Genomic DNA, 19,028 nt, shown 5'->3' with positions numbered 1-19,028 from the left:
ACGCGATTCGGCCAGTTGTCCGGATGCCGGACCTTTGTGTCCGGCACATTGCGCGGGGCCGCGGGACCGCGGCGCGCCGGGATGACGCCGGTACGGGACCGCGGCGCTACGCGATGGCCGGTTCCTCGGGGAGGTCGGTGGCGGCGCCGTCCAGCCGCAGTGCGCGGGCCAGGGCCCACTCCTGCGCGGTGTTGACGGTCCAGGCCATGACGGCGATGCCCGCGGCCTGGCAGCGCTCGACGACGTCCAGGTTCACCTGCCGCAGTTCCAGGCTGACCAGGCGGGCGCCCACCGCCTGGGCGCGGGTGACGATCTCCGGGCCGAGGTCGCTGGCGACCAGCACCGTGCGCACGTCGGGCAGCAGCGTACGGATCTCGGCCAGCGCCTCGTCGTGGAAGGACAGCACACTGACCCGGTCCGTCGCGCCGTGCGCGCTCAGGGTGTCGGCCAGCGCCCGGGCCGCCGCCACGTCCTTGATCTCGGCCTGGATCGGCCGGCCAACCGCTTCGAGGACCTCCTCGAAGACCGGTACGCGCTCGCCGAGCCCGGCGTCCAGGCCGCGGATCTCGTCCAGCGTGAGGTCGCGGACCAGCCCGGCGCCGTCGGTGGTGCGGTCGACGTCGGCGTCGTGCATGACGATCAGCGCGCCGTCCTTGCTGAGGTGCAGATCCAGCTCGATCTGGTCCAGGCCCGCCTTTTCGGCTCGGCGGAAGGAGCGCAGGGTGTTCTCCGGCTCGACGCCCATGACCCCGCGGTGGCCGACGGTGAGGAAGCTCATACCGGCACCCTAGCGAGACCGGGCGACGGCGGGCCGAACACGCCGTGACGACTCGGGACCGCGTGCTCAAGCGGCCCCTATGCGCAAGTTTTAGTGACCCATCCCGGCAGACGACAGGAAGAACAGCGGCCTGTCGACCACCAGGCAGGACAATCTCCACCGGCTCCCCTTGATGGATCAACAAGGTCACGGATACGGTGTCCGGACGACAGTTTCTTTTGTGGAGGAGGGGTCATGGGCGAAGTTCTTTCGGCGAAGGTGGCGGACGGCGGCGGTACGTCCGGCGTGGGCATCGTCGGCCACCCCGCGTGGGCGGTGCTGAAGCAGGCCGTCGAAGCCATCAGGCCCTGGCAGCGCAAGGACGGCTCCATCGACTTCGAGGCCGAGGGCGCGCCCAGCAAGGACGACGCCGAGCGCACCGTGCGCCGGGTGACCGAGTCGGTCGAACAGCTCTCCCCGCTCCTCCCGCACGACGCCGAGTACCACCGCGCCCTGGTCGCCGACCTGCGCCGCTGGTCCGACGACGGCTTCGGCGTCCCGGACTTCCTCGACTCGCTGCTCGCCTTCCAGCCCGCGGCCGACCGCCGCGACGGCCTGCCGCACCTGGTCGTCTTCCCGATGTACACGCAGAACGGCAACCCGGACCGCAATCTGGAGGCCGTCGCGCTGCGCGTCGTCTGGCCCGACTGGCTGGCCGAGCTGGAGCGCAATCGGTACGACAACCCGCTGTTCGTACCGATCACCTTCGAGGACTTCACCCCCGGCTACGACACCAACTCCGCGGTGCTCTTCCCGGAGACCGTCGCCGTCCGCGAGGCCCCCGAGCGCTGGACCTGGGGCGCGATCTTCTGCGACCGCGAGGCCGCCCGCTTCCGCGCGGTGACCGCCGCCGCCGTCGACACCCTCGGCCTGGAACTGCCCGAGGAGGCGGCCCGGCTGATCGCCGACCAGGACCTGGCGCAGCAGACGTACGTCCTGTGGGACATGATCCACGACCGCACGCACAGCCACGGCGACCTGCCGTTCGACCCGTTCATGATCAAGCAGCGCGCGCCGTTCTGGATGTACGGGCTGGAGGAGCTGCGCTGCGACCTGACCACGTTCAGGGAGGCCGTGAAGCTCCAGGCCGAGGGCCACCCGATGGGCCTGGGCGTGCAGTACGCGATCCTCTTCGACCGGCTCTTCCGCTTCCCGGTCACCGGTGAACGCGTCCGCAACTACGACGGACTCGGCGGACAGCTCCTCTTCGCGTACCTGCACAAGCACGACGCCGTACGCTGGACAGACAACACCCTGCACATCGACTGGGAGCGCGCACCGCAGGTCACCAACCAGCTCTGCGCCGAGATCGAGACGCTCTACCGGGACGGCATCGACCGGCCCAAGCTCGTGCACTGGTTCGCCGCCTACGACCTGGTCGCCAGCTACCTCTCCCCGCATCCCGGCTCGGTCTGGGCGAAGGGCCCCGACGCCCTCGACCTGTCCCAGCCCCCGCGCAAACTCGTGGACGACGTGCTGGCGGACGAGTTTCCGCTCAGCATGTTCTACGAGGCCCTTGCGAAGAAGCTGCGGACGGTGATCACCTCGACCAAGGGAATCACCGGCGAGAGCTCACTTCGGGGCGCCGCGTGACCGGTGCGGCCGAGGAGGCGGACATGACGACCGACACGTACACGGGTGGTCTCGACGGAGCGGTGATCGCCGTGGCGGGCGCGGGCGGCCCCGCGGGGCGGGCGGTTTTGCAACGGCTCGCGCGCGAGGGCGGCCATGTGATCGCCGCCGACGCCGACCCCGAGCGGCTGGCCGAGGCCGTCGACGCGGCGCGCTACGACGCGGGCGGCGCCGACATCACCGGCGAGATCGTCGACCTGCTCGACCTGGAGGCGACCCAGGACTGGGCCGGCCGGATCGAGAAGGATCACGGCAGGGTCGACGGCCTGGTCCACCTCGTGGGCGGCTGGCGCGGCTCCGCGTCCTTCCCCGAGACCGACCTCGGCGACTGGGACGTGCTGCACAAGCTGCTGATCCGTACCGTGCAGAACACCTCGCTGGCCTTCCACGACGGCCTCATGCGCAGCCACGGCGGCCGGTACGTGCTGATCAGCGCGTCCGGCGCCACCACGCCGACCGCGGGCAACGCCGCCTACTCCGCGGCCAAGGCCGCGGCCGAGGCGTGGACGCTCGCGCTGGGCGACTCCTTCCGCAAGCTCGGCGGCGCCGACGGACCCACGGCCGCGGCCACTGTGCTGGTGATCAAGGCGTTGGTGCACGATGAGATGCGGGCCACGCGCCCGAACGCCAAATTCGCCGGCTTCACCGACGTGCGCGACCTCGCCGAGGCCATCGCGGACGTCTGGGACCAGAGCCCTACGGAAGTGAACGGGACCCGACAGTGGCTGACGCCCCGACCGTGACAGAACAGCTCGCCAGCGACGCCGTGCGCCGCCACGACCCGCAGGTGCGCGGCTTCGCCAGTGACAACTACGCCGGGGTGCACCCGGAGATCCTCACCGCGCTCGCCCTCGCCAACGGCGGCCATCAGCCCGCCTACGGAGGGGACGAGTACACCGGCCACCTCCAGGAGGTCTTCCGCGGCCACTTCGGCCCGCGCGCGGAGGTCTTCCCGGTCTTCAACGGCACCGGCGCCAACGTGACGGCGCTCCAGGCCGTCACCGAGCGCTGGGGCGCGGTGATCTGCGCCGAGTCCGCGCACATCCACGTGGACGAGTGCGGCGCCCCCGAGCGGGTCGGCGGCCTGAAGCTGCTCACCGTCCCGACCCCGGACGGCAAGCTCACCCCCGAGCTGATCGACCGGCAGGCGTACGGCTTCTCCGACGAGCACCGGGCCCAGCCGCAGGTCGTCTCGATCACCCAGACCACCGAACTGGGCACCTGCTACACGCCCGAGGAGATCAAGGCGATCTGCGACCACGCGCACCAGCTCGGCATGGCCGTGCACCTGGACGGCGCGCGGATCGCCAACGCGGCGGCCGGCCTCGACGTGCCGCTGGCCCGCTTCACCACCGAGGCGGGCGTGGACATCCTCTCCTTCGGCGGCACCAAGAACGGCCTGCTGCTCGGCGAGTGCGTGGTCGTCCTCAGCCCCGAGCGGGTGCGCGCCATCGACTACCTGCGCAAGCTGTCGATGCAGCTCGCCTCCAAGATGCGGTTCGTCTCCGTGCAGTTCGAGGCGCTGCTCTCGGGCGACCTGTGGCTGCGCAGCGCCGCCCACGCCAACGCGATGGCCCGCCGCCTGGAGCAGGCCGTACAGGGCGTGGACGGGGTCACCGTGCTGCGGCCCGTGCAGTCCAACGCCGTCTTCGCGCTGCTGCCGCGCGAGGTCAGCGAGCGGCTGCAGAAGCGTTACCGCTTCTACTTCTGGGACGAGTCGACGGGCGAGGTCCGCTGGATGTGCTCCTTCGACACGACCGAGTCGGACGTGGACGGCTTCGCCGCCGCGCTCGAGGAGGAGATGCGGGCCTAGGGCCTGTCCGGCGGCCCGGAGTCGGCCGCATGAGTATGCGGTTGGCGGTAATTCGATTGATCGAGTGGTCGGCGGTTTCCTAGGCTCCCGCATATGGAGCTGATCCTGGAGACCGCCGACCTCTCGGCGTATACGGCCGCCGACGACGTCATCGACCACGGCCACCCACGAGTGCGCGACACCGCGGCCGCGCTGCTGGCCCGTACCACCGGACCGCATGACTATGCGCGGGCTGCCTTCGTATTCGTCCGCGACACGATCCCGCACTCCTTCGACTCCGGCGACGACCGCGTCACCTGGCGGGCCTCCGACGTGCTGGAGCAGCGCACCGGCATCTGCTACGCCAAGTCGCACGCGCTGACGGCGCTGCTGCGCGCCGCGTCCATCCCCGCCGGGCTCTGCTACCAGCGGCTCACCGACGACGACGGTACGGACCCGGTGGTCCACGGCCTGATCGCCCTGCTGCTGCCGGGGCGCGGCCACTGGTCACGGCTGGACGCGCGCGGCAACAAACCCGGCGTCGACGCGCGCTTCTCGCTGGACGAGGAACGGCTCGCGTGGGCGGCGCGCCCGGAGATCGGCGAGGCCGACTATCCGCTCGTGCACGCGGCGCCGCCCACGGCCGTACTGGAGGCCCTGCGCGGCGCACGCGACCGGTCGGAACTGGCCAGGACGCTGCCCACCGAACTGCCGTGAGGGCGCCGTCGCGTCCCGCGTCCCGCGTCCGGAGGGGTCCCGCGCCCGGTTGGGGTCCCGCGCCCGCGTCCGGAGGGTCCCGCCTCAGCTCGGCTGGGGCTGCTGCTCGCGGTCCCTGGCCGCCGCTTCCTCCGGCGTCGGGGCGGTGCCGCCCAGATGCGCGGGCAGCCACCAGCGGTCGGCGGGGCCCGAGGGCCTGCCCGGATACGTACGCTGCGCGTCGTCCAGCAGCTCCTGCACCCGCAGCCGCAGCCGCCGGGTGAGCGCGCCCGCCTTCTCGTTCTCCTGCGGGCGCATCTGCTCGCCGATCCGCAGCGTGATCGGGAACTTGCTGCGGCCCAGATTGCGCGGGTGCCCCTTCGTCCAGAGCCGCTGAGTGCCCCACAGCGCCATCGGCAGCAGCGGCACACCGGCCTCCATCGCCAGCCGGGCCGCACCCGATTTGAACGACTTCAACGTGAACGACTGCGAGATGGTCGCCTCGGGGAAGACCCCGATGATCTCACCGCCGCGCAGCGCGTCCAAGGCGTGCGCGTACGCGTGCATGCCCTCGGAGCGGTCCACCGGAATGTGCTTCATGGCGCGCATCAGCGGACCCGACACCTTGTGCCGGAAAACCGATTCCTTCGCCATGAAGCGCACCAGGCGCTTGGCGGGCAGCGTCGTCAGACCGCAGAAGACGAAGTCCAGATAGCCGATGTGGTTGCTGACGAGCAGGGCGCCGCCTTGGCGGGGGACGTTCTCGGTGCCCCGGATGTCGAATTTGAGCCCCTGCACCTTGAACATGGTGCGGGCACAAGCGATCACCGGTGGGTAGACGAGTTCGGCCATGTCGGGGCACCTGCTCTCTCCGGGGCGGCGCTCCCGGCGGAAGTTACGCGCCCGTAAGTTGTTCGGCCGCTGAGCGATGGTGCCCCGCCGGCGGGCCCCCTGTCATCCCGGGGACCGGTGCCAAGGCGAGATTCTTCTCACGACCTGCGGCGGAACCCATCAGGCTGCTGCCCGTTTCAGCAGCAGATACACCTCGCACCCCAGGCAGTAGGCGAAAGCGGCGTTGAGGAAGGCGGCGGCGAGCGCGCACGCGGTGGCCGCCAGACCCAGCCACTGCGGGCCCACCAGATAGCCGATGACACCGATCACGGAGAAGCCGAAACCCACCGCCTGCGCGAACCGCGGCGGGGCCGCGTCCTCGGTGCCGGGCGGCGGCCCCAGCCTGGGCCGCACCAGGGTGCGGAAAACCCAGCCATACGGCGAATTCTGCACTCCGGCCACCGCTCCCACGGCGAAGACGGCGGCCTGAACGGCCAGCAGCCAGCCGCTGCCGGTGATCAGCACGGCCGCCAGCACCACCGTGGTCAGGGACGCACCGAAGCGGGGCCCTCGTACATCGATCTCCATGACTGAAATAATGGCCGACCAGCGACGGAACGCGACCGCGGGAATCATTGCGTTCGCATGAACGCTGCACGGATCGGAAAGACGCGGGCGGGAAGCCGCCGGACGTACGACCGTGTGTGTGACCGGACGTACGACGGTGTGTGACCGGACGTATGAGCAGGCGTATGAGACGTACGAGATGTGTGAGCGGACGAGGAGCACGGCGTTGACGGGACTGGTGGTCTGCCTGGCCGTACTGCTGGCCGCGAGCGCCTACGGGCTGGTGCACCGGCGCAGGGACGGGAGAATCCGGGTGCGGACGAAGGACGGCGACGAGCGGCTGACGGCCGCTGACCTCGGCGGGCCGCTGGGGGAGCGCGCCACCCTGGTGCAGTTCTCCAGCGCCTTCTGCGCGCCCTGCCGGGCCACCCGGCGCGTGCTCGACGAGGTGGCGGGCATGGTGGACGGCGTCCGGCACGTCGAGATCGACGCCGAGGCGCACCTGGAGCTGGTCAGGCGGCTGAGCGTCCTCAAGACCCCGACCGTGTTCGTCCTCGACGCGGACGGCGCGATCGTGCGCAGGGCCGCCGGTCAGCCGCGCAAGGCGGACGTGATCGCCGCGCTGGGCGCGGCTGTCTGACGAGCCGGGCGGGCCGGCCGATCTGAGGGGCTGTCAGCCTCCGGCGGAGCGCGGTGTGACGGAAATTCCATATTCCGGGCGGGTCTTGACGTGACCCCGTCCGAATCGTCACTCTGACGTTATGTCGCACGACCACTTTCTGTACGCGTATCTGTACGCGCGCGCCGATGTCGACTTCGGTCGGCACTCCAGCGCGCGTTGTCCGAGCTGCTGAGCGCCCACGACCCGCACTCCGCCGCTCGACCGCTTCAGAAGGATCTGACCGTGACTGCCATCAGCGATCACCCCGCCGCCTTTGACTCCTCGGCCTTCGACCCCGCGCCCGGCCCCGCTCTCGACCCCGCCGTCTTCCGTTCGGTCTTCCGCCGCCACGCGGCCGGAGTCGCCGTGATCACCGCCGCGGGCCCCGACCCCGTCGGCTTCACCGCCACCTCCCTGACCTCGGTGTCCGCCGAGCCACCGCTGCTCTCCTTCGGCATCAGCCTGGGGTCGTCGAGCTGGCCGACCGTCGCCGAGGCGTCGTTCGTCGGCGTCCACATACTCGGCGAGCACCAGGAAGTGCTGGCCGGCACGTTCGCCCGCAGCGGCGCCGACCGCTTCGGCCCCGCCACCGCCTGGGCGTCCGGCCCGCACGGCGTCCCGCTGCTCGACGAGGTACCGGCCTGGCTGGTGTGCCGCGTCGTGGCTCGCATCCCGGCGGGCGACCACCGGATCGTCATCGCCCAGGCCGTCGCCGGCGACCCCCAGGGTCCCGGCCGCCCGCTCCTCTACCACCAGGGCGGCTTCAACTCACTCGGCCACTGACGGCGGCGGCGTCGGCCACATCACAGTTCAAGGTCCTTGCTAACGGGGAACCAGCTCTGTGTACTGGCGAGTAATATTTCTGTCGAGGCAGTTGCTGCGTCCCGGCGGGGAGCCGCCGCCGCGGACGCCTATGCTGCCATTCCGGGGCGGATTCCGGGGCAGTTGGACGAAGACGTTGCAACGATGCAGTAGGTAGGAGAGCTGGCGTGAGTTTGAGGATCGTAGTCGCAGTGAAGTACGTGCCCGATGCCACGGGCGACCGTCACTTCGCCGAGGACCTGACCACTGACCGCGACGCGGTGGACGGCCTGCTCTCCGAGCTGGACGAGTACGCGGTCGAGCAGGCGCTGCAGATCGCCGACGCGGCGGACGACGCGGAGATCACGGTGCTGACCGTGGGTCCCGAGGACGCGAAGGACGCGTTGCGCAAGGCGCTGTCGATGGGCGCGGACAAGGCGATCCACGTCGAGGACGACGGCCTGCACGGCACGGACATCCTCGGCACGTCGCTGGTGCTCGCCAAGGCCATCGAGCGCGCGGGCTTCGACCTCGTCGTGACCGGCATGGCCTCGACCGACGGCACCGCGGGCGTGGTGCCCGCGCTGCTGGCCGAGCGGCTGGGCGTGCCGCAGGTGACGTTCCTGTCCGAGGTGTCGGTCGAGGACGGCAAGGTGACCGGCCGCCGCGACGGCGACGCGGCCAGCGAGCGGCTGGAGGCGTCGCTTCCGGCGCTGGTCTCGGTGACCGACCAGTCGGGCGAGGCCCGTTACCCCTCGTTCAAGGGGATCATGGCGGCGAAGAAGAAGCCGGTGGAGGCCCTGGACCTGTCGGATCTGGGTCTGGACGCGGCCGAGGTGGGCCTGGCGGGTGCGTGGACGGCCGTCGAGGACGCCACGCAGCGTCCGGCGCGGACGGCGGGCACGATCGTGAAGGACGAGGGCGAGGGCGGCAAGCAGCTCGCGGAGTACCTGGCGAGCCAGAAGTTCATCTGACCGGATGCCGGGCGCCCTCCCGGACGCTGTCCCGGGCCCGCTTCCGGCCGTTCCGGTCCGTATCCGCCCCGTCAAACTTTTTCGTAGGAGTGCATTTCCATGGGTGAAGTCCTCGTCTATGTCGACCACGTGGACGGTGCCGTCCGCAAGCCGACTCTCGAACTGCTGACGCTGGCCCGCCGGATCGGTGAGCCGGTCGCGGTCCACCTCGGCCCCGGCGCCGACGCCGCCGCCTCCGTGCTGGGCGAGCACGGCGCCGTGCGGGTTCTGGCCGCCGACGCGCCCGAGTTCGCCGACTACCTCGTCGTACCGAAGGTCGACGCGCTGGAGGCCGCCGCCAAGGCGGTGAGCCCGGTCGCGGTCCTGGTGCCGTCCTCCGCCGAGGGCAAGGAGATCGCCGCGCGGCTCGCGCTGCGCCTGGGCTCGGGCCTGATCACCGACGCGATCGACGTGGAGGCCGGCGCCGACGGCCCGGTGGCCACGCAGTCGGCGTTCGCCGCCGCCTTCACGACCCGCTCCCGGGTCAGCACGGGCGTCCCCGTCATCACGGTGAAGCCGAACTCCGCGCCGGTCGAGGCGGCTTCGGCGGCCGGGACGGTCGAGGCGCTGGAGGTGGCCTTCGGTGAACTGGCCACCGGCACCAAGGTCGTCTCGCGGACCCCGCGGGAGTCGACCGGGCGTCCTGAGCTGACCGAGGCCGCGATCGTGGTCTCCGGCGGTCGCGGTGTCAACGGCGCCGAGAACTTCTCCGTCATCGAGGCGCTGGCGGACTCCCTGGGCGCGGCCGTGGGCGCGTCGCGCGCGGCGGTGGACGCGGGCTGGTACCCGCACACCAACCAGGTCGGCCAGACCGGCAAGTCGGTGTCGCCGCAGCTCTACATCGCCAACGGCATCTCGGGCGCGATCCAGCACCGCGCGGGCATGCAGACGTCCAAGACGATCGTCGCGGTGAACAAGGACGCGGAGGCGCCGATCTTCGACCTCGTCGACTACGGCGTCGTCGGCGACCTCTTCCAGGTCGTCCCCCAGCTCACCGAGGAGATCAAGGCCCGCAAGGGCTGACCGACCCCTCCCGACGGCCCCCGCACGCCAGCCGCGTGCGGGGGCCGTCGTCCGTCCGGCGCCCCCCTGGTGGGGTGTTGACCTCGGCCTACGGCACGGCTAGCTTCACTTCAACGATTTGTTGAATTTCCGGGAGGGTGGCACATGGCGCAGGGCTCAGCGGGCGCGGCGGCGGCCGGTACGACACTGGCGGACGCGGTACGGGCGGACATCGGCGCCGGTCTGGCCGGCACCGACGCCGAACTGGCCCGCCGTTACCCCGGCGACCCCGGCACCCGGCAGCCCGTGCACACCGTCTACGTACCCGCCGACGCCTTCGGCCCCCGGACCGTACGCGACTGGGGCGACCAGGCGCTGGCCGCACTCGACGCCCACGCCCCGGACGCCGCCGCGCTCGCCGCCGTACTCGGCCTGCCCGCGGGGCCGTCCACCGGGCTGGCCGCCGAGGTCCACGACCGGGTGCGGGCCAAGCTGGAGCGCGAGCCCGTCGAGGACCTGCGGATCGACTTCGAGGACGGCTACGGGCCGCGCCCCGACACCGAGGAGGACGCGGCGGCCGTGGCCGCCGCCCGCACCGTGACGGCCGCCGTCGCGGACGGCAGCGCGCCGCCGTACGTCGGCATCCGGATGAAGTGCATGGAGGCGGCGGTCCGCGACCGGGGCATCCGTACGCTCGACCTCTTCCTGACCGCCCTGCTGGACGGGGGCGGTCTGCCCGACGGGCTGCTGCTGACACTGCCCAAGGTGACCTTCCCCGCGCAGGTCGCGGCGATGGCGCGGCTGTGCGAGGAGTTCGAGCGGACGGCCGGGCTGCCGCGGGGGCGGATCGGCTTCGAGATCCAGATCGAGACCACCCAGTCCATCCTCGGCCCCGACGGCACGGCGACCGTGCCGCGGCTGATCGACGCCGCCAAGGGCCGGGCCACCGGTCTGCACTACGGCACCTTCGACTACAGCGCCGCGTGCGGGGTCAGCGCCGCCCACCAGTCGATGGACCACCCGGCCGCCGACTACGCCAAGGCGGTCATGCAGGTCGCCGCGGCGGGCACCGGCGTCCGGCTGTCCGACGGCTCCACCAACGTGCTCCCCGTCGGCCCGGCCGAGCAGGTGCACGACGCCTGGCGCCTGCACTACGGCCTGGTCCGCCGCTCACTGGCCCGCGCGTACTACCAGGGCTGGGACATGCACCCCGCCCACCTGCCGACCCGCTACGCCGCCGTCTACGCCTTCTACCGGGAGGGCCTGGACGCCTGCGCCGCCCGCCTCGCCGCCTACGTCGCCAAGGCGGGCGGCGACGTCATGGACGAGCCCGCCACGGCCCGCGCCCTCAGCGGCTACCTGCTGCGCGGCCTCGACTGCGGCGCCATCGACGCCGAGGAGGTCACCGAGCGCACCGGCCTCGGCCGCGCGGAGCTGGACACGCTGGCGGGCCGCTAGGAGCCTGTCCCGCGGATCGCGAACGGCCCCTGACGCGGCGGGCGCATGCCCGCAGGACAAGGGCCGATGCCGTACGGGCCCGGCGGGTGCTCAGTCGGACGGGGGGATCTCGCCGGAGCCGCGGGCGATCAGGCGGGCGGGGAGCTCCAGCCGGGCGGGGGCGGCGTCCGCGCCGCCCTCCAGGCGGCGGAAGAGCAACTGCGCCGCGCTGCGTCCGAGCCCCGGCGAGTCCTGGGCCACGACGCTGACCGGCGGGTCGAGCAGATCGGCGAGTTCGAAGTCGTCGAAGCCGACCAGGGCGACCGGGCGCGGGTGGTGGGACAGCACGCGCACCGCGGTGACGGTGACGCGGTTGTTGCCCGCGAACAGCGCCGTCACCGGCTCGGGACCGGACAGCAGGGACGCCAGGACGGCGCGGACCCGCTCGGGGTTGGTCGGGCCCATCGAGTACCACTCGGGCCTGATCGTCAGCCCCGCGTCGGCCATCGCCTCGCGGTACCCGCGCAGTCGCTCGGCGGCGGTGTGAATGCCCGGCTGGTCACCGATGAAGCCGATCCTGCGGTGTCCGTGCGCGATCAGATGCGCGACACCGTCACGGGTGCCGCCCGCGTTGTCGGTCAGCACCATGTCCGCGTCGATCCGGCCCGCGGGACGGTCGACGAAGACCGTGGCCACCCCGGCCTCGATCTCCGGGACCAGATACCGGTGGTCGTCACCCGCGGGCACCACGATCAGCCCGTCCACCCGGCGGGCGCAGAACGCCAGCACCAACTCCTGCTCACGCCGCGGGTCCTCGGCGCTCGACCCGGTGAACAGCAGCGCGCCGTTGGCCCGCGCCACGTCCTCGACCGCCCTGCTGAGCGGGGCGTAGAACGGGTCGGCGAGGTCTTCGAGCACCAAGCCGACGCTGGCGGTGCGGCGGGTGCGCAGCAGTCGCGCGCTGTCGTTGCGCCGGAAGCCGAGCGCGTCGATCGCCGCCTGGACGCGGGCGACCGTGTCCGGGGTGACGCCGGGCTCCTCGTTCACCACCCGCGACACCGTCTTGAGGCCGACGCCCGCTCGGGCGGCGACATCTTTCATGGTGGGCCGGGGAACTCGTCCAGAACTGTGGGTCACGATCGTAGTATTCCCTGCGGGAAGAGTTGGACAACGTTGTCAGAGTTAGGCGAGACTATCTCTGGTGCCGTTTCCGCGGAACCCCGGGCGATTCGCCAGGATATTCGTCAGGAACGTCAGGAAAGAGGAGATCCCCGAGCGATGCACCCCCAAGGCGCTACCGGTCCACTCGTGGCCGCAATCGACATCGGCGGTACGAAGATCGCCGGGGCGCTCATCGACGCGGAGGGGCGACTGCTGGCGCGGGCGCTGCGGGCGACGCCCGCGGGGGAGGACGGCGAGACGGTGGTGCGGGCGGTCACCGACGTGGTCGCCGAGCTGCGGGCCACCGCCGTGTGGCCCCGCGTCGTCGCCGTCGGCATCGGCAGCGCGGGTCCCGTCGACGCCGCGCACGGCACCGTCAGCCCGGTCAACGTGCCAGGCTGGCGCGAATTCCCGCTCGTCGCGCGGGTGTCCGACGCGGTCGGCGGCCTGCCCGTCGTCCTCACCGGCGACGGCGTCGCCATGACCGCGGCCGAGCACTGGCAGGGAGCCGCCCGCGGTTACGACAACGCGCTGTGCATGGTCGTCTCCACCGGGGTCGGCGGCGGTCTGGTCCTCGGCGGCGCCCTCCTTCCCGGGCCCACCGGCAATGCCGGGCACATCGGTCACATCAGCGTCGACCTCGACGGTGATCTCTGCCCGTGCGGGTCGCGCGGCTGCGTCGAGCGGATCGCCAGCGGGCCGAACATCGCGCGCCGCGCGCTGGACGGGGGCTGGGTGCCGCCCGCCGGTGCCGCGCCCACGGCGGCGGCCGTCGCCGAGGCCGCGCGCGGCGGGGACGCCGTGGCGCTGGCCTCCTTCGACCGGGCCGCGCAGGCGCTCGCGGCCGGGATCGCGGCCACCGCGACGCTCGTCGAGATCCATGTCGCCGTCATCGGCGGGGGTGTCGCGGGGGCCGGGCCGATTCTCTTCGATCCTCTCCGGGAGCACCTCGCGCGGTACGCCACGCTCTCCTTCGCGGCCGGGGTCGATGTCGTGCCCGCCAAGCTCGGGACGGATGCCGGGTTGGTCGGGGCGGCGGCGGCTGCGGCGCAGGCGCTGCGGTTGGACGCCTTTACGACGACGATCTGACGGGGCGGCTCGCCGCCGGGTCCGCGTCCGCGAGGGCGGTTCCTGTGGGGGCGGGGGCCCGCGGCGTGCTCGGCTTTTGTCGGGCCGGTGGCCCGACAATCCGAAGAGGTGACCGCCTCGCGGGGGCCGGCTGCGGTCCGCGGCTGCGCGCTGGCTGGGCGCGCAGTTCCCCGCGCCCCTCAAAAGACCTGGCGTGCCCTCTGGCGATTGGTGACGGCGGCGCACCGTGCGCGCCGAGATCTCGGTGCGCTCTCTTCCGCGAGGTGAGGGCGTCTGGGGGCGGGCCTCGAGACCTTGGCCTCCGCGCGGTGTGCTTCGCGTCGTGGACGCCACCGCGTGCCGTGTCTCGTCAGGGGGCGCGCACTCCGGTGCCGCGCAGCCGATGACGGCGCTGATCGCCTTCAGGGCCTTTCAGGGGCTCGGCGCGGGCGGTCTCGCCGTGGGCGCCTTCTGGCTGATCGGCGCGCCGGTGCCCCCGCGGCGAGCGGGGCCGCTACCAGGGCATGACCGCCTTGGTCATGGCGCTCGGCACCATCGGCGGCCCGTTGCTCGGCGGGCTTCGTCACCGGCCACCTCGGCGGGCGCTGGGCCTTCTCCGTCAATCTGCCGCTCGGCCTGCTCGCGCTGGTGTGGTGCCAGGTGATGCTGCGGCTGCCCGCCTCCCGCGGCAAGGCCGGGACCGACTGGCTCGGCATCGTCCTCATGACCTTCGCCCTCTCCTCGGTTGTGCTCGCCGGGGCCTGGGCGGGCAACTGTTTACGCCGGGGCCTCCTGGCGGATCGGCGTGCTGGCCGTCGCCGCCGCGCTCGGCCTGGCCGCCTTTGTCGCCTCGCAGCGCCGCGCGGCCGACCCGTCCTGCCGTTGCGGGTGTTCGAAACCCGGAACGTCCGGCTCTCGTCGATGATGATCTTCGCGGTGGGCGCCGCGATGTTCGGTGCCACGCTCGATCCGCCGCTGTACCGGCAGAGCTTCCAGGGCGCGTCGGCCACCAGCTCCGGCCTCTTGTTGCTGCCGATGATGATCCCGGTCGTGGTTCTTTCGCAGGTCGCGGGCAAGGCCATGTCGAAAACCGGCCGTTACAAGGTCTTCCCGATCGTGGGCGCCGCGCTGATGACGGCGGGCATGCTGCTCCTTGCCACCATGGACGTGCACACCTCCCGCACGGCGACGCGTTGCTCCATGGTGGTGGCCGGTGCGGGGCTCGGCTTGCTGACGCGGATGCCCACGACGATCGCCCAGAACAGCGTCGGGAAGCGGGACATGGGCGCCGCGCCGAGGCCCGCCCCTGCCGCCGCCGTGGCGGAGTCCCGCTGAGGGGCGGGGCGTTTCCGAGGACAGGGAGGGGGAGCGATCCGTACCCTCCACCGCATCGCGTGCGGCGCCCGGCTCGACGCGGCGGGCGCTGCCCGGTCCGCGGTGAGCACAGGGTGGCGGCCGCGGAGGCGGAGACGCGGCCCGGGCCGCGCTCCGACGGTCCGCACCGCGACGGTCCGGTGTCCGTCACGCTGGCCTCCCCGCGCCGACCGCTGCGGCCGGTACGCGCCGCCGCGGGCCACGGCGCGTTTGCCGCCCACGATGATCCGGGCAATTCGTAGGGGTCTACGGAAAAGGGGGCACCGTGATCATCTGGGTGAACGGGGCGTTCGGCGCGGGGAAGACCAGCGCCGCACTGGAGATGCTGGAGCTGATACCGGAAAGCACCCTGTACGACCCCGAGGTACTCGGCGGCTGTCTGCGCCAACTGCTGCCGGAAAAACGGCTCCAAGAAGTGACCGACTATCAGGACCTGGCCATATGGCGGCGATTGGTGGTCGAGACCGCCGCCGCTCTCCTCAATGAGGTGGGCGGCGTTCTGGTGGCCCCGATGACCCTGCTGCGGCAGGACTACCGCGACGAGATCTTCGGTGGCCTCGCGTCCCGTGGCATCGAGGTCCGGCACGTACTGCTGGAACCAGGAGAAACGATCCTGCGTGAACGCATCGCCACCAGGGACGACCACCCTGACCGCACCGGAACGAACGACCGGGCCCGCCGCTGGGCGCTGGACCGCATCGCCGACTACGAGAACGCCCTGCCGTGGCTCGCCCTGGACGCGCACATCCTGTCCACCGCGGGCCTGACCCCCCGTCAGATCGCGCTGCGGGTCACCGAGGCCGTCGGGCGCGGCGCCGGGGCCTGCGGGATCGTCCAGACCCCCGAACCGACCGCGGAGACCGTGGCGTCCGGCGTCCTGCTCTTCGACGACGCCGACCGCGTCCTGCTGGTCGACCCGACCTACAAACCCGGCTGGGAGTTCCCCGGCGGGGTCGTCGAACGCGGCGAGTCGCCCGCGCGCGCCGGACACCGCGAGGTCGCCGAGGAGCTGGGGCTCGAACTCGCCCGCGGCCTCGAACTCCTCGTGGTCGACTGGGAACCGCCACGCCCGCCCGGCTACGGCGGGCTCCGCCTGATCTTCGACGGCGGCCGGGTCGCGGAAGCGGACATCGGCCGCCTGCTGCTGCCCGGCGCCGAACTGCGCGGCTGGCGCTTCGTCACCGAGGACGAGGCCGCGGGACTGCTCCCACCGGCCCGCCTCGACCGGCTGCGCTGGGCGCTGCGCGCCCGCGAACAGGGCCGCCCGCTCAACCTGGAGGCCGGTCACCCGGCCGAATGACCCCGCCCCGCCCGGCCGCCGCTGCCCCCGCCGCCGCCCACCCGGCGTGGACGGCGGTGACGGCGGCCGGGTCCCGCGGGTCGGTCAGGCCGCGCCGCCCGCGGACTTGGAGGCCGCGTAGTGGCCCAGGAACAGTGCCTCCGCCAGCGACAGCCGCTCCAGCTCCTGCGGCGACACGCTCTCGTTGACCGCGTGGATCTGCGCCTCCGGCTCGCTGAGGCCGATCAGCAGGATCTCGGCTCGCGGATACAGGGTCGCCAGGGTGTTGCACAGCGGGATCGAACCGCCCTGCCCGGCCACCGCCAACTCCTCCCCGTACGCCTCCCGCATCGCGTCCGCCATCGCCGTGTACGCCGGGCTCCCGGTGTCCGCGCGGAACGGCTGACCGCTGCCGCGCTGCGTCACCTCCACCTTCGCGCCCCACGGAGCCGCCGCCCGCAGATGCGCGGTCAGCGCCTCGGCCGCCTGCTCGGCCGCGGTGCCCGGCGGGACCCGGACGCTCACCAGCGCGCCCGCGGTGGCCTGTACGGACGGGGTCGCGCCGACGACCGGCGGCGCGTCGATGCCCAGCACCGTCACCGAGGGACGCGCCCAGATCCGGTCCGCGACACTGCCCTTGCCGACCAGCTCCACACCGTCCAGCACCTTGGCGTCGCGCCGGAAGTCTTCCTCCGGGTAGCGCAGCCCCGGCCACTCGCCCGAGGCGTCGAGACCGTCGATCGTGGTCGAACCGTCCGCGTCCCGCAGCGACGCCAGGATCTGGATCAGCGCCCCGAGCGCGTCCGGCGCCGCCCCGCCGAACTGCCCCGAGTGCAGGTTGCCTTCGAGCGTCGAGACGCGGACCTCCGCCAGCACCATGCCGCGCAGCGTCGAGGTCACCGTGGGCAGCCCCACCCGGAAGTTGCCCGCGTCGCCGATCACGATCGCGTCGGCGGCCAGCAGCTCCGGGTGCTCCTCGGCGTAGCGCTCAAGACCGCCGGTGCCCTGCTCCTCGGAACCCTCCACGATCACCTTGATGTTCACCGGAGCGCCGCCGTGCTCGCGCAGCGCCCGCAGCGCGGTGAGGTGCATCAGCACGCCGCCCTTGCAGTCGGCCGCGCCACGCCCGTACCAGCGGCCGTCCCGCTCGGTCAGCTCGAAGGGCGGGGACAGCCACGCCGATTCGTCCAGCGGCGGCTGCACGTCGTAGTGCGCGTACAGCAGCACCGTCGGCGCGCCCTCGGGCCCCGGCAGCCAGCCGTACACCGACTGCGTGCCGTCGGGGGTGTCCAGCAGGGCCACCTCCTGGAAGCCCTCCGCCCGCAGCGCGTCGGCCACCCAGACGGCCGCCTTCTCGCACTCGCTCTTCGGGAACTGTCGTTCATCGGCCACCGACGCGTACGACACCAGCTCGGCCAGCTCCGTCCGGGCACGGGGAAGCAGGGCGGCGACGGTATCGGCGAGCGGGGTGCTGGACATAGGTGCTCCTAGCAGGAATCAGGTGGCAACATCGGTCGTTGGTGCACACAACGGGGTCGCTGCCGATGGTGCCACAGCGAGATGTTCCGGACGGGCGCAATAGGATGCGGCTGAACAGGGGCAACACAGCCGGACAGGCCGAGCGGGAGCGAAACAGACGTGAGCGGTGAGCAGGCGGCGCAGGACAGCGGCGCGAACGACGGCGAGGCGCTCGCGGTCTGGGACGTCGTGGTGATCGGCGCGGGCCCCGCGGGGGCCACCGCGGCCCACGCCGCGGCCGTGACGGGCCGTCGGGTCCTCCTCTTGGAGAAGTCCGAACTGCCGAGGTACAAGACCTGCGGCGGCGGCATCATCGGGTCCTCACGGGACGCCCTGCCGCCGGGATTCGAACTGCCCCTGCGCGACCGGGTGCACGCGGTCACCTTCAGCCTCAACGGCAAGCTGACGCGCACCAAGCGCTCCCGGCAGATGCTCTTCGGGCTGATCAACCGGCCCGAATTCGACAACGCCCTCGTGGAGGCCGCCTGCGAGGCGGGCGCCGAGCTGCGCACCGGAGTGACCGTCTCCCGCGTGGAGCAGCACGGTCCCGGTGTCCCCGACCGTCGCACCGTCGCCGTCGTGCTCAACGGCAGCGGCGGCCCGGCGGGCAAGGGCGTCGAGGAGACCGTCTACGCCCGCGCCGTCGTCGGCGCCGACGGCAGTGCGAGCCGGATAGGCGCTCATGTCGGCGTCAAGCTCGACCAGGTCGACCTCGGCCTGGAGGCGGAGATCCCGGTCCCCACGTCCGTCGCGGAGGACTGGGCGGGACGGGTGCTGATCGACTGGGGCCCGCTGCCCGGCAGTTACGGCTGGGTCTTCCCCAAGGGCGACTCCCTCACCGTGGGCGTGATCTCCGCCCGCGGCGACGGCAGCGCCACCAAGCGCTACCTGGACGACTTCATCGCCCGCCTCGGTCTGGCCGGGTTCGAACCCAGCGTCTCCTCCGGCCACCTCACCCGCTGCCGCGCCGACGACTCCCCGCTCTCCCGGGGCCGCGTCCTGGTCTGCGGCGACGCCGCGGGCCTGCTCGAACCCTGGACGCGCGAGGGCATCTCCTACGCGCTGCGCTCCGGGCGTCTGGCGGGGGAGTGGGCCGTGCGCATCGCCGAGTCCCACGACGCGGTGGACGCCAGGCGTCAGGCCCTCAACTACACCTTCGCGGTGAAGGCCGGGCTCGGCGTCGAGATGGGGGTCGGCCGCCGCATGCTGACCCTCTTCGAACGGCGCCCCGGAATGCTGCACGCCGTGCTCACCACATTCCCGCCCGCCTGGCGCGCCTTCGCGGGCATCACCCGCGGAAAGAGCTCGCTCGCCGAACTCGTCCGCACCCACCCGCTCGCCCGCAAGGCGCTGGAAGCCGTCGACCGGGCCTGACATCG

18 protein-coding genes are annotated in these 19,028 nt (G+C 72.4%); 13 read left to right on the top strand and 5 right to left on the bottom strand.

All coding sequences use genetic code 11. The features are described 5' to 3' along the window. Window positions 1-106: 106 nt before the first annotated feature. Window positions 107-778: a glycerophosphodiester phosphodiesterase family protein gene (locus ACIOC1_RS32085; protein ID WP_355343795.1), complete on the bottom strand. Its 672-nt coding sequence runs from the start codon at window positions 776-778 to the stop codon at window positions 107-109. Between the two features lie 234 nt (window positions 779-1,012). Between ACIOC1_RS32085 and ACIOC1_RS32080 the strand changes: the two genes are divergently transcribed. The 4 genes from ACIOC1_RS32080 to ACIOC1_RS32065 all read left to right on the top strand — a co-directional run bounded on the left by ACIOC1_RS32080 (window position 1,013) and on the right by ACIOC1_RS32065 (window position 4,958). Continuing rightward, a complete protein-coding gene (locus ACIOC1_RS32080; RefSeq protein ID WP_355343798.1) occupies window positions 1,013-2,410 on the top strand; it encodes a DUF6421 family protein in 1,398 nt (465 codons plus the stop codon). A 23-nt stretch (window positions 2,411-2,433) separates the two neighbouring features. After that, entirely contained in the window at window positions 2,434-3,192 is a 759-nt protein-coding gene (locus ACIOC1_RS32075) for an SDR family oxidoreductase (protein ID WP_355343801.1), read from the top strand. Continuing rightward, entirely contained in the window at window positions 3,171-4,262 is a 1,092-nt protein-coding gene (locus ACIOC1_RS32070; protein ID WP_355343804.1) for a low specificity L-threonine aldolase, read from the top strand. The genes ACIOC1_RS32075 and ACIOC1_RS32070 overlap by 22 nt, the downstream gene beginning before the upstream one ends. 93 nt (window positions 4,263-4,355) lie before the next feature. Further along, window positions 4,356-4,958, top strand: a complete 603-nt coding sequence (locus ACIOC1_RS32065; protein WP_401314023.1) for a transglutaminase family protein — start codon at window positions 4,356-4,358, stop codon at window positions 4,956-4,958. Between the two features lie 84 nt (window positions 4,959-5,042). Here ACIOC1_RS32065 and ACIOC1_RS32060 read toward each other — a convergent pair whose 3' ends face one another. Next, window positions 5,043-5,789, bottom strand: coding sequence for a lysophospholipid acyltransferase family protein (locus ACIOC1_RS32060; RefSeq protein WP_355343810.1), 747 nt, complete (start codon window positions 5,787-5,789; stop codon window positions 5,043-5,045). Between the two features lie 159 nt (window positions 5,790-5,948). After that, window positions 5,949-6,356: a DUF4395 domain-containing protein gene (locus ACIOC1_RS32055; RefSeq protein WP_401857609.1), complete on the bottom strand. Its 408-nt coding sequence runs from the start codon at window positions 6,354-6,356 to the stop codon at window positions 5,949-5,951. A 205-nt stretch (window positions 6,357-6,561) separates the two neighbouring features. Here ACIOC1_RS32055 and ACIOC1_RS32050 point away from each other — a divergent pair, with 205 nt between their 5' ends. From ACIOC1_RS32050 to ACIOC1_RS32030, 5 genes are all read left to right on the top strand, one after another. Next, a complete protein-coding gene (locus tag ACIOC1_RS32050; RefSeq protein ID WP_391050214.1) occupies window positions 6,562-6,975 on the top strand; it encodes a thioredoxin domain-containing protein in 414 nt (137 codons plus the stop codon). Between the two features lie 273 nt (window positions 6,976-7,248). Next, a complete protein-coding gene (locus ACIOC1_RS32045; protein WP_391119284.1) occupies window positions 7,249-7,779 on the top strand; it encodes a flavin reductase in 531 nt (176 codons plus the stop codon). Between the two features lie 206 nt (window positions 7,780-7,985). Beyond that, on the top strand, window positions 7,986-8,771 hold the full coding sequence (locus ACIOC1_RS32040) for an electron transfer flavoprotein subunit beta/FixA family protein (protein ID WP_355343822.1): 786 nt from the start codon (window positions 7,986-7,988) through the stop codon (window positions 8,769-8,771). Between the two features lie 99 nt (window positions 8,772-8,870). Beyond that, the gene (locus ACIOC1_RS32035; RefSeq protein WP_355343825.1) at window positions 8,871-9,833 is read left to right on the top strand and encodes an electron transfer flavoprotein subunit alpha/FixB family protein; all 963 of its coding nucleotides are present in this window, start codon (window positions 8,871-8,873) and stop codon (window positions 9,831-9,833) included. A gap of 144 nt (window positions 9,834-9,977) precedes the next feature. Further along, window positions 9,978-11,270 carry a DUF6986 family protein gene (locus ACIOC1_RS32030; protein ID WP_401857605.1) on the top strand — a complete coding sequence of 431 codons (1,293 nt, stop codon included), beginning with the start codon at window positions 9,978-9,980 and terminating at the stop codon, window positions 11,268-11,270. 90 nt (window positions 11,271-11,360) lie between these two features. On the opposite strand, the gene ACIOC1_RS32025 is transcribed toward ACIOC1_RS32030, so the two are convergent. Then, a complete protein-coding gene (locus ACIOC1_RS32025) occupies window positions 11,361-12,350 on the bottom strand; it encodes a LacI family DNA-binding transcriptional regulator (RefSeq protein WP_355343831.1) in 990 nt (329 codons plus the stop codon). Window positions 12,351-12,527: 177 nt separating this feature from the next. Here ACIOC1_RS32025 and ACIOC1_RS32020 point away from each other — a divergent pair, with 177 nt between their 5' ends. From ACIOC1_RS32020 to ACIOC1_RS32010, 3 genes are all read left to right on the top strand, one after another. Next, window positions 12,528-13,499: an ROK family protein gene (locus tag ACIOC1_RS32020; RefSeq protein ID WP_401857602.1), complete on the top strand. Its 972-nt coding sequence runs from the start codon at window positions 12,528-12,530 to the stop codon at window positions 13,497-13,499. Between the two features lie 603 nt (window positions 13,500-14,102). Next, entirely contained in the window at window positions 14,103-14,813 is a 711-nt protein-coding gene (locus tag ACIOC1_RS32015) for an MFS transporter (protein ID WP_401857672.1), read from the top strand. A 304-nt stretch (window positions 14,814-15,117) separates the two neighbouring features. Next, complete coding sequence (locus ACIOC1_RS32010) at window positions 15,118-16,152, top strand: NUDIX domain-containing protein (protein ID WP_391164119.1); 1,035 nt, start codon at window positions 15,118-15,120, stop codon at window positions 16,150-16,152. 84 nt (window positions 16,153-16,236) lie between these two features. Here the strand turns inward: ACIOC1_RS32010 and ACIOC1_RS32005 are convergent, their stop codons facing one another. Next, window positions 16,237-17,610, bottom strand: coding sequence for a dipeptidase (locus ACIOC1_RS32005; RefSeq protein ID WP_401857599.1), 1,374 nt, complete (start codon window positions 17,608-17,610; stop codon window positions 16,237-16,239). Window positions 17,611-17,769: 159 nt separating this feature from the next. Here ACIOC1_RS32005 and ACIOC1_RS32000 point away from each other — a divergent pair, with 159 nt between their 5' ends. Further along, window positions 17,770-19,023: a geranylgeranyl reductase family protein gene (locus ACIOC1_RS32000; protein ID WP_355343843.1), complete on the top strand. Its 1,254-nt coding sequence runs from the start codon at window positions 17,770-17,772 to the stop codon at window positions 19,021-19,023. Window positions 19,024-19,028: the final 5 nt, after the last annotated feature.

Origin of the sequence: Streptomyces sp. NPDC088197, assembly GCF_044741185.1 — a bacterium.
In the GTDB taxonomy this organism is placed as follows: Bacteria; Actinomycetota; Actinomycetes; order Streptomycetales; family Streptomycetaceae; genus Actinacidiphila.
The sequence above is the reverse complement of the archived record's forward strand: the minus strand, read 5'-3'. Positions and strand labels throughout refer to the sequence as shown.

Bases quoted from the DNA above. Each gene is read 5' to 3' on its own strand.
- ACIOC1_RS32085 (WP_355343795.1), bottom strand. From the start codon at position 778: ATGAGCTTCCTCACCGTCGGCCACCGCGGGGTCATGGGCGTCGAGCCG.
- ACIOC1_RS32080 (WP_355343798.1), top strand. From the start codon at position 1,013: ATGGGCGAAGTTCTTTCGGCGAAGGTGGCGGACGGCGGCGGTACGTCC.
- ACIOC1_RS32075 (WP_355343801.1), top strand. From the start codon at position 2,434: ATGACGACCGACACGTACACGGGTGGTCTCGACGGAGCGGTGATCGCC.
- ACIOC1_RS32065 (WP_401314023.1), top strand. From the start codon at position 4,356: ATGGAGCTGATCCTGGAGACCGCCGACCTCTCGGCGTATACGGCCGCC.
- ACIOC1_RS32060 (WP_355343810.1), bottom strand. From the start codon at position 5,789: ATGGCCGAACTCGTCTACCCACCGGTGATCGCTTGTGCCCGCACCATG.
- ACIOC1_RS32055 (WP_401857609.1), bottom strand. From the start codon at position 6,356: ATGGAGATCGATGTACGAGGGCCCCGCTTCGGTGCGTCCCTGACCACG.
- ACIOC1_RS32035 (WP_355343825.1), top strand. From the start codon at position 8,871: ATGGGTGAAGTCCTCGTCTATGTCGACCACGTGGACGGTGCCGTCCGC.
- ACIOC1_RS32030 (WP_401857605.1), top strand. From the start codon at position 9,978: ATGGCGCAGGGCTCAGCGGGCGCGGCGGCGGCCGGTACGACACTGGCG.
- ACIOC1_RS32025 (WP_355343831.1), bottom strand. From the start codon at position 12,350: ATGAAAGATGTCGCCGCCCGAGCGGGCGTCGGCCTCAAGACGGTGTCG.
- ACIOC1_RS32020 (WP_401857602.1), top strand. From the start codon at position 12,528: ATGCACCCCCAAGGCGCTACCGGTCCACTCGTGGCCGCAATCGACATC.
- ACIOC1_RS32005 (WP_401857599.1), bottom strand. From the start codon at position 17,610: ATGTCCAGCACCCCGCTCGCCGATACCGTCGCCGCCCTGCTTCCCCGT.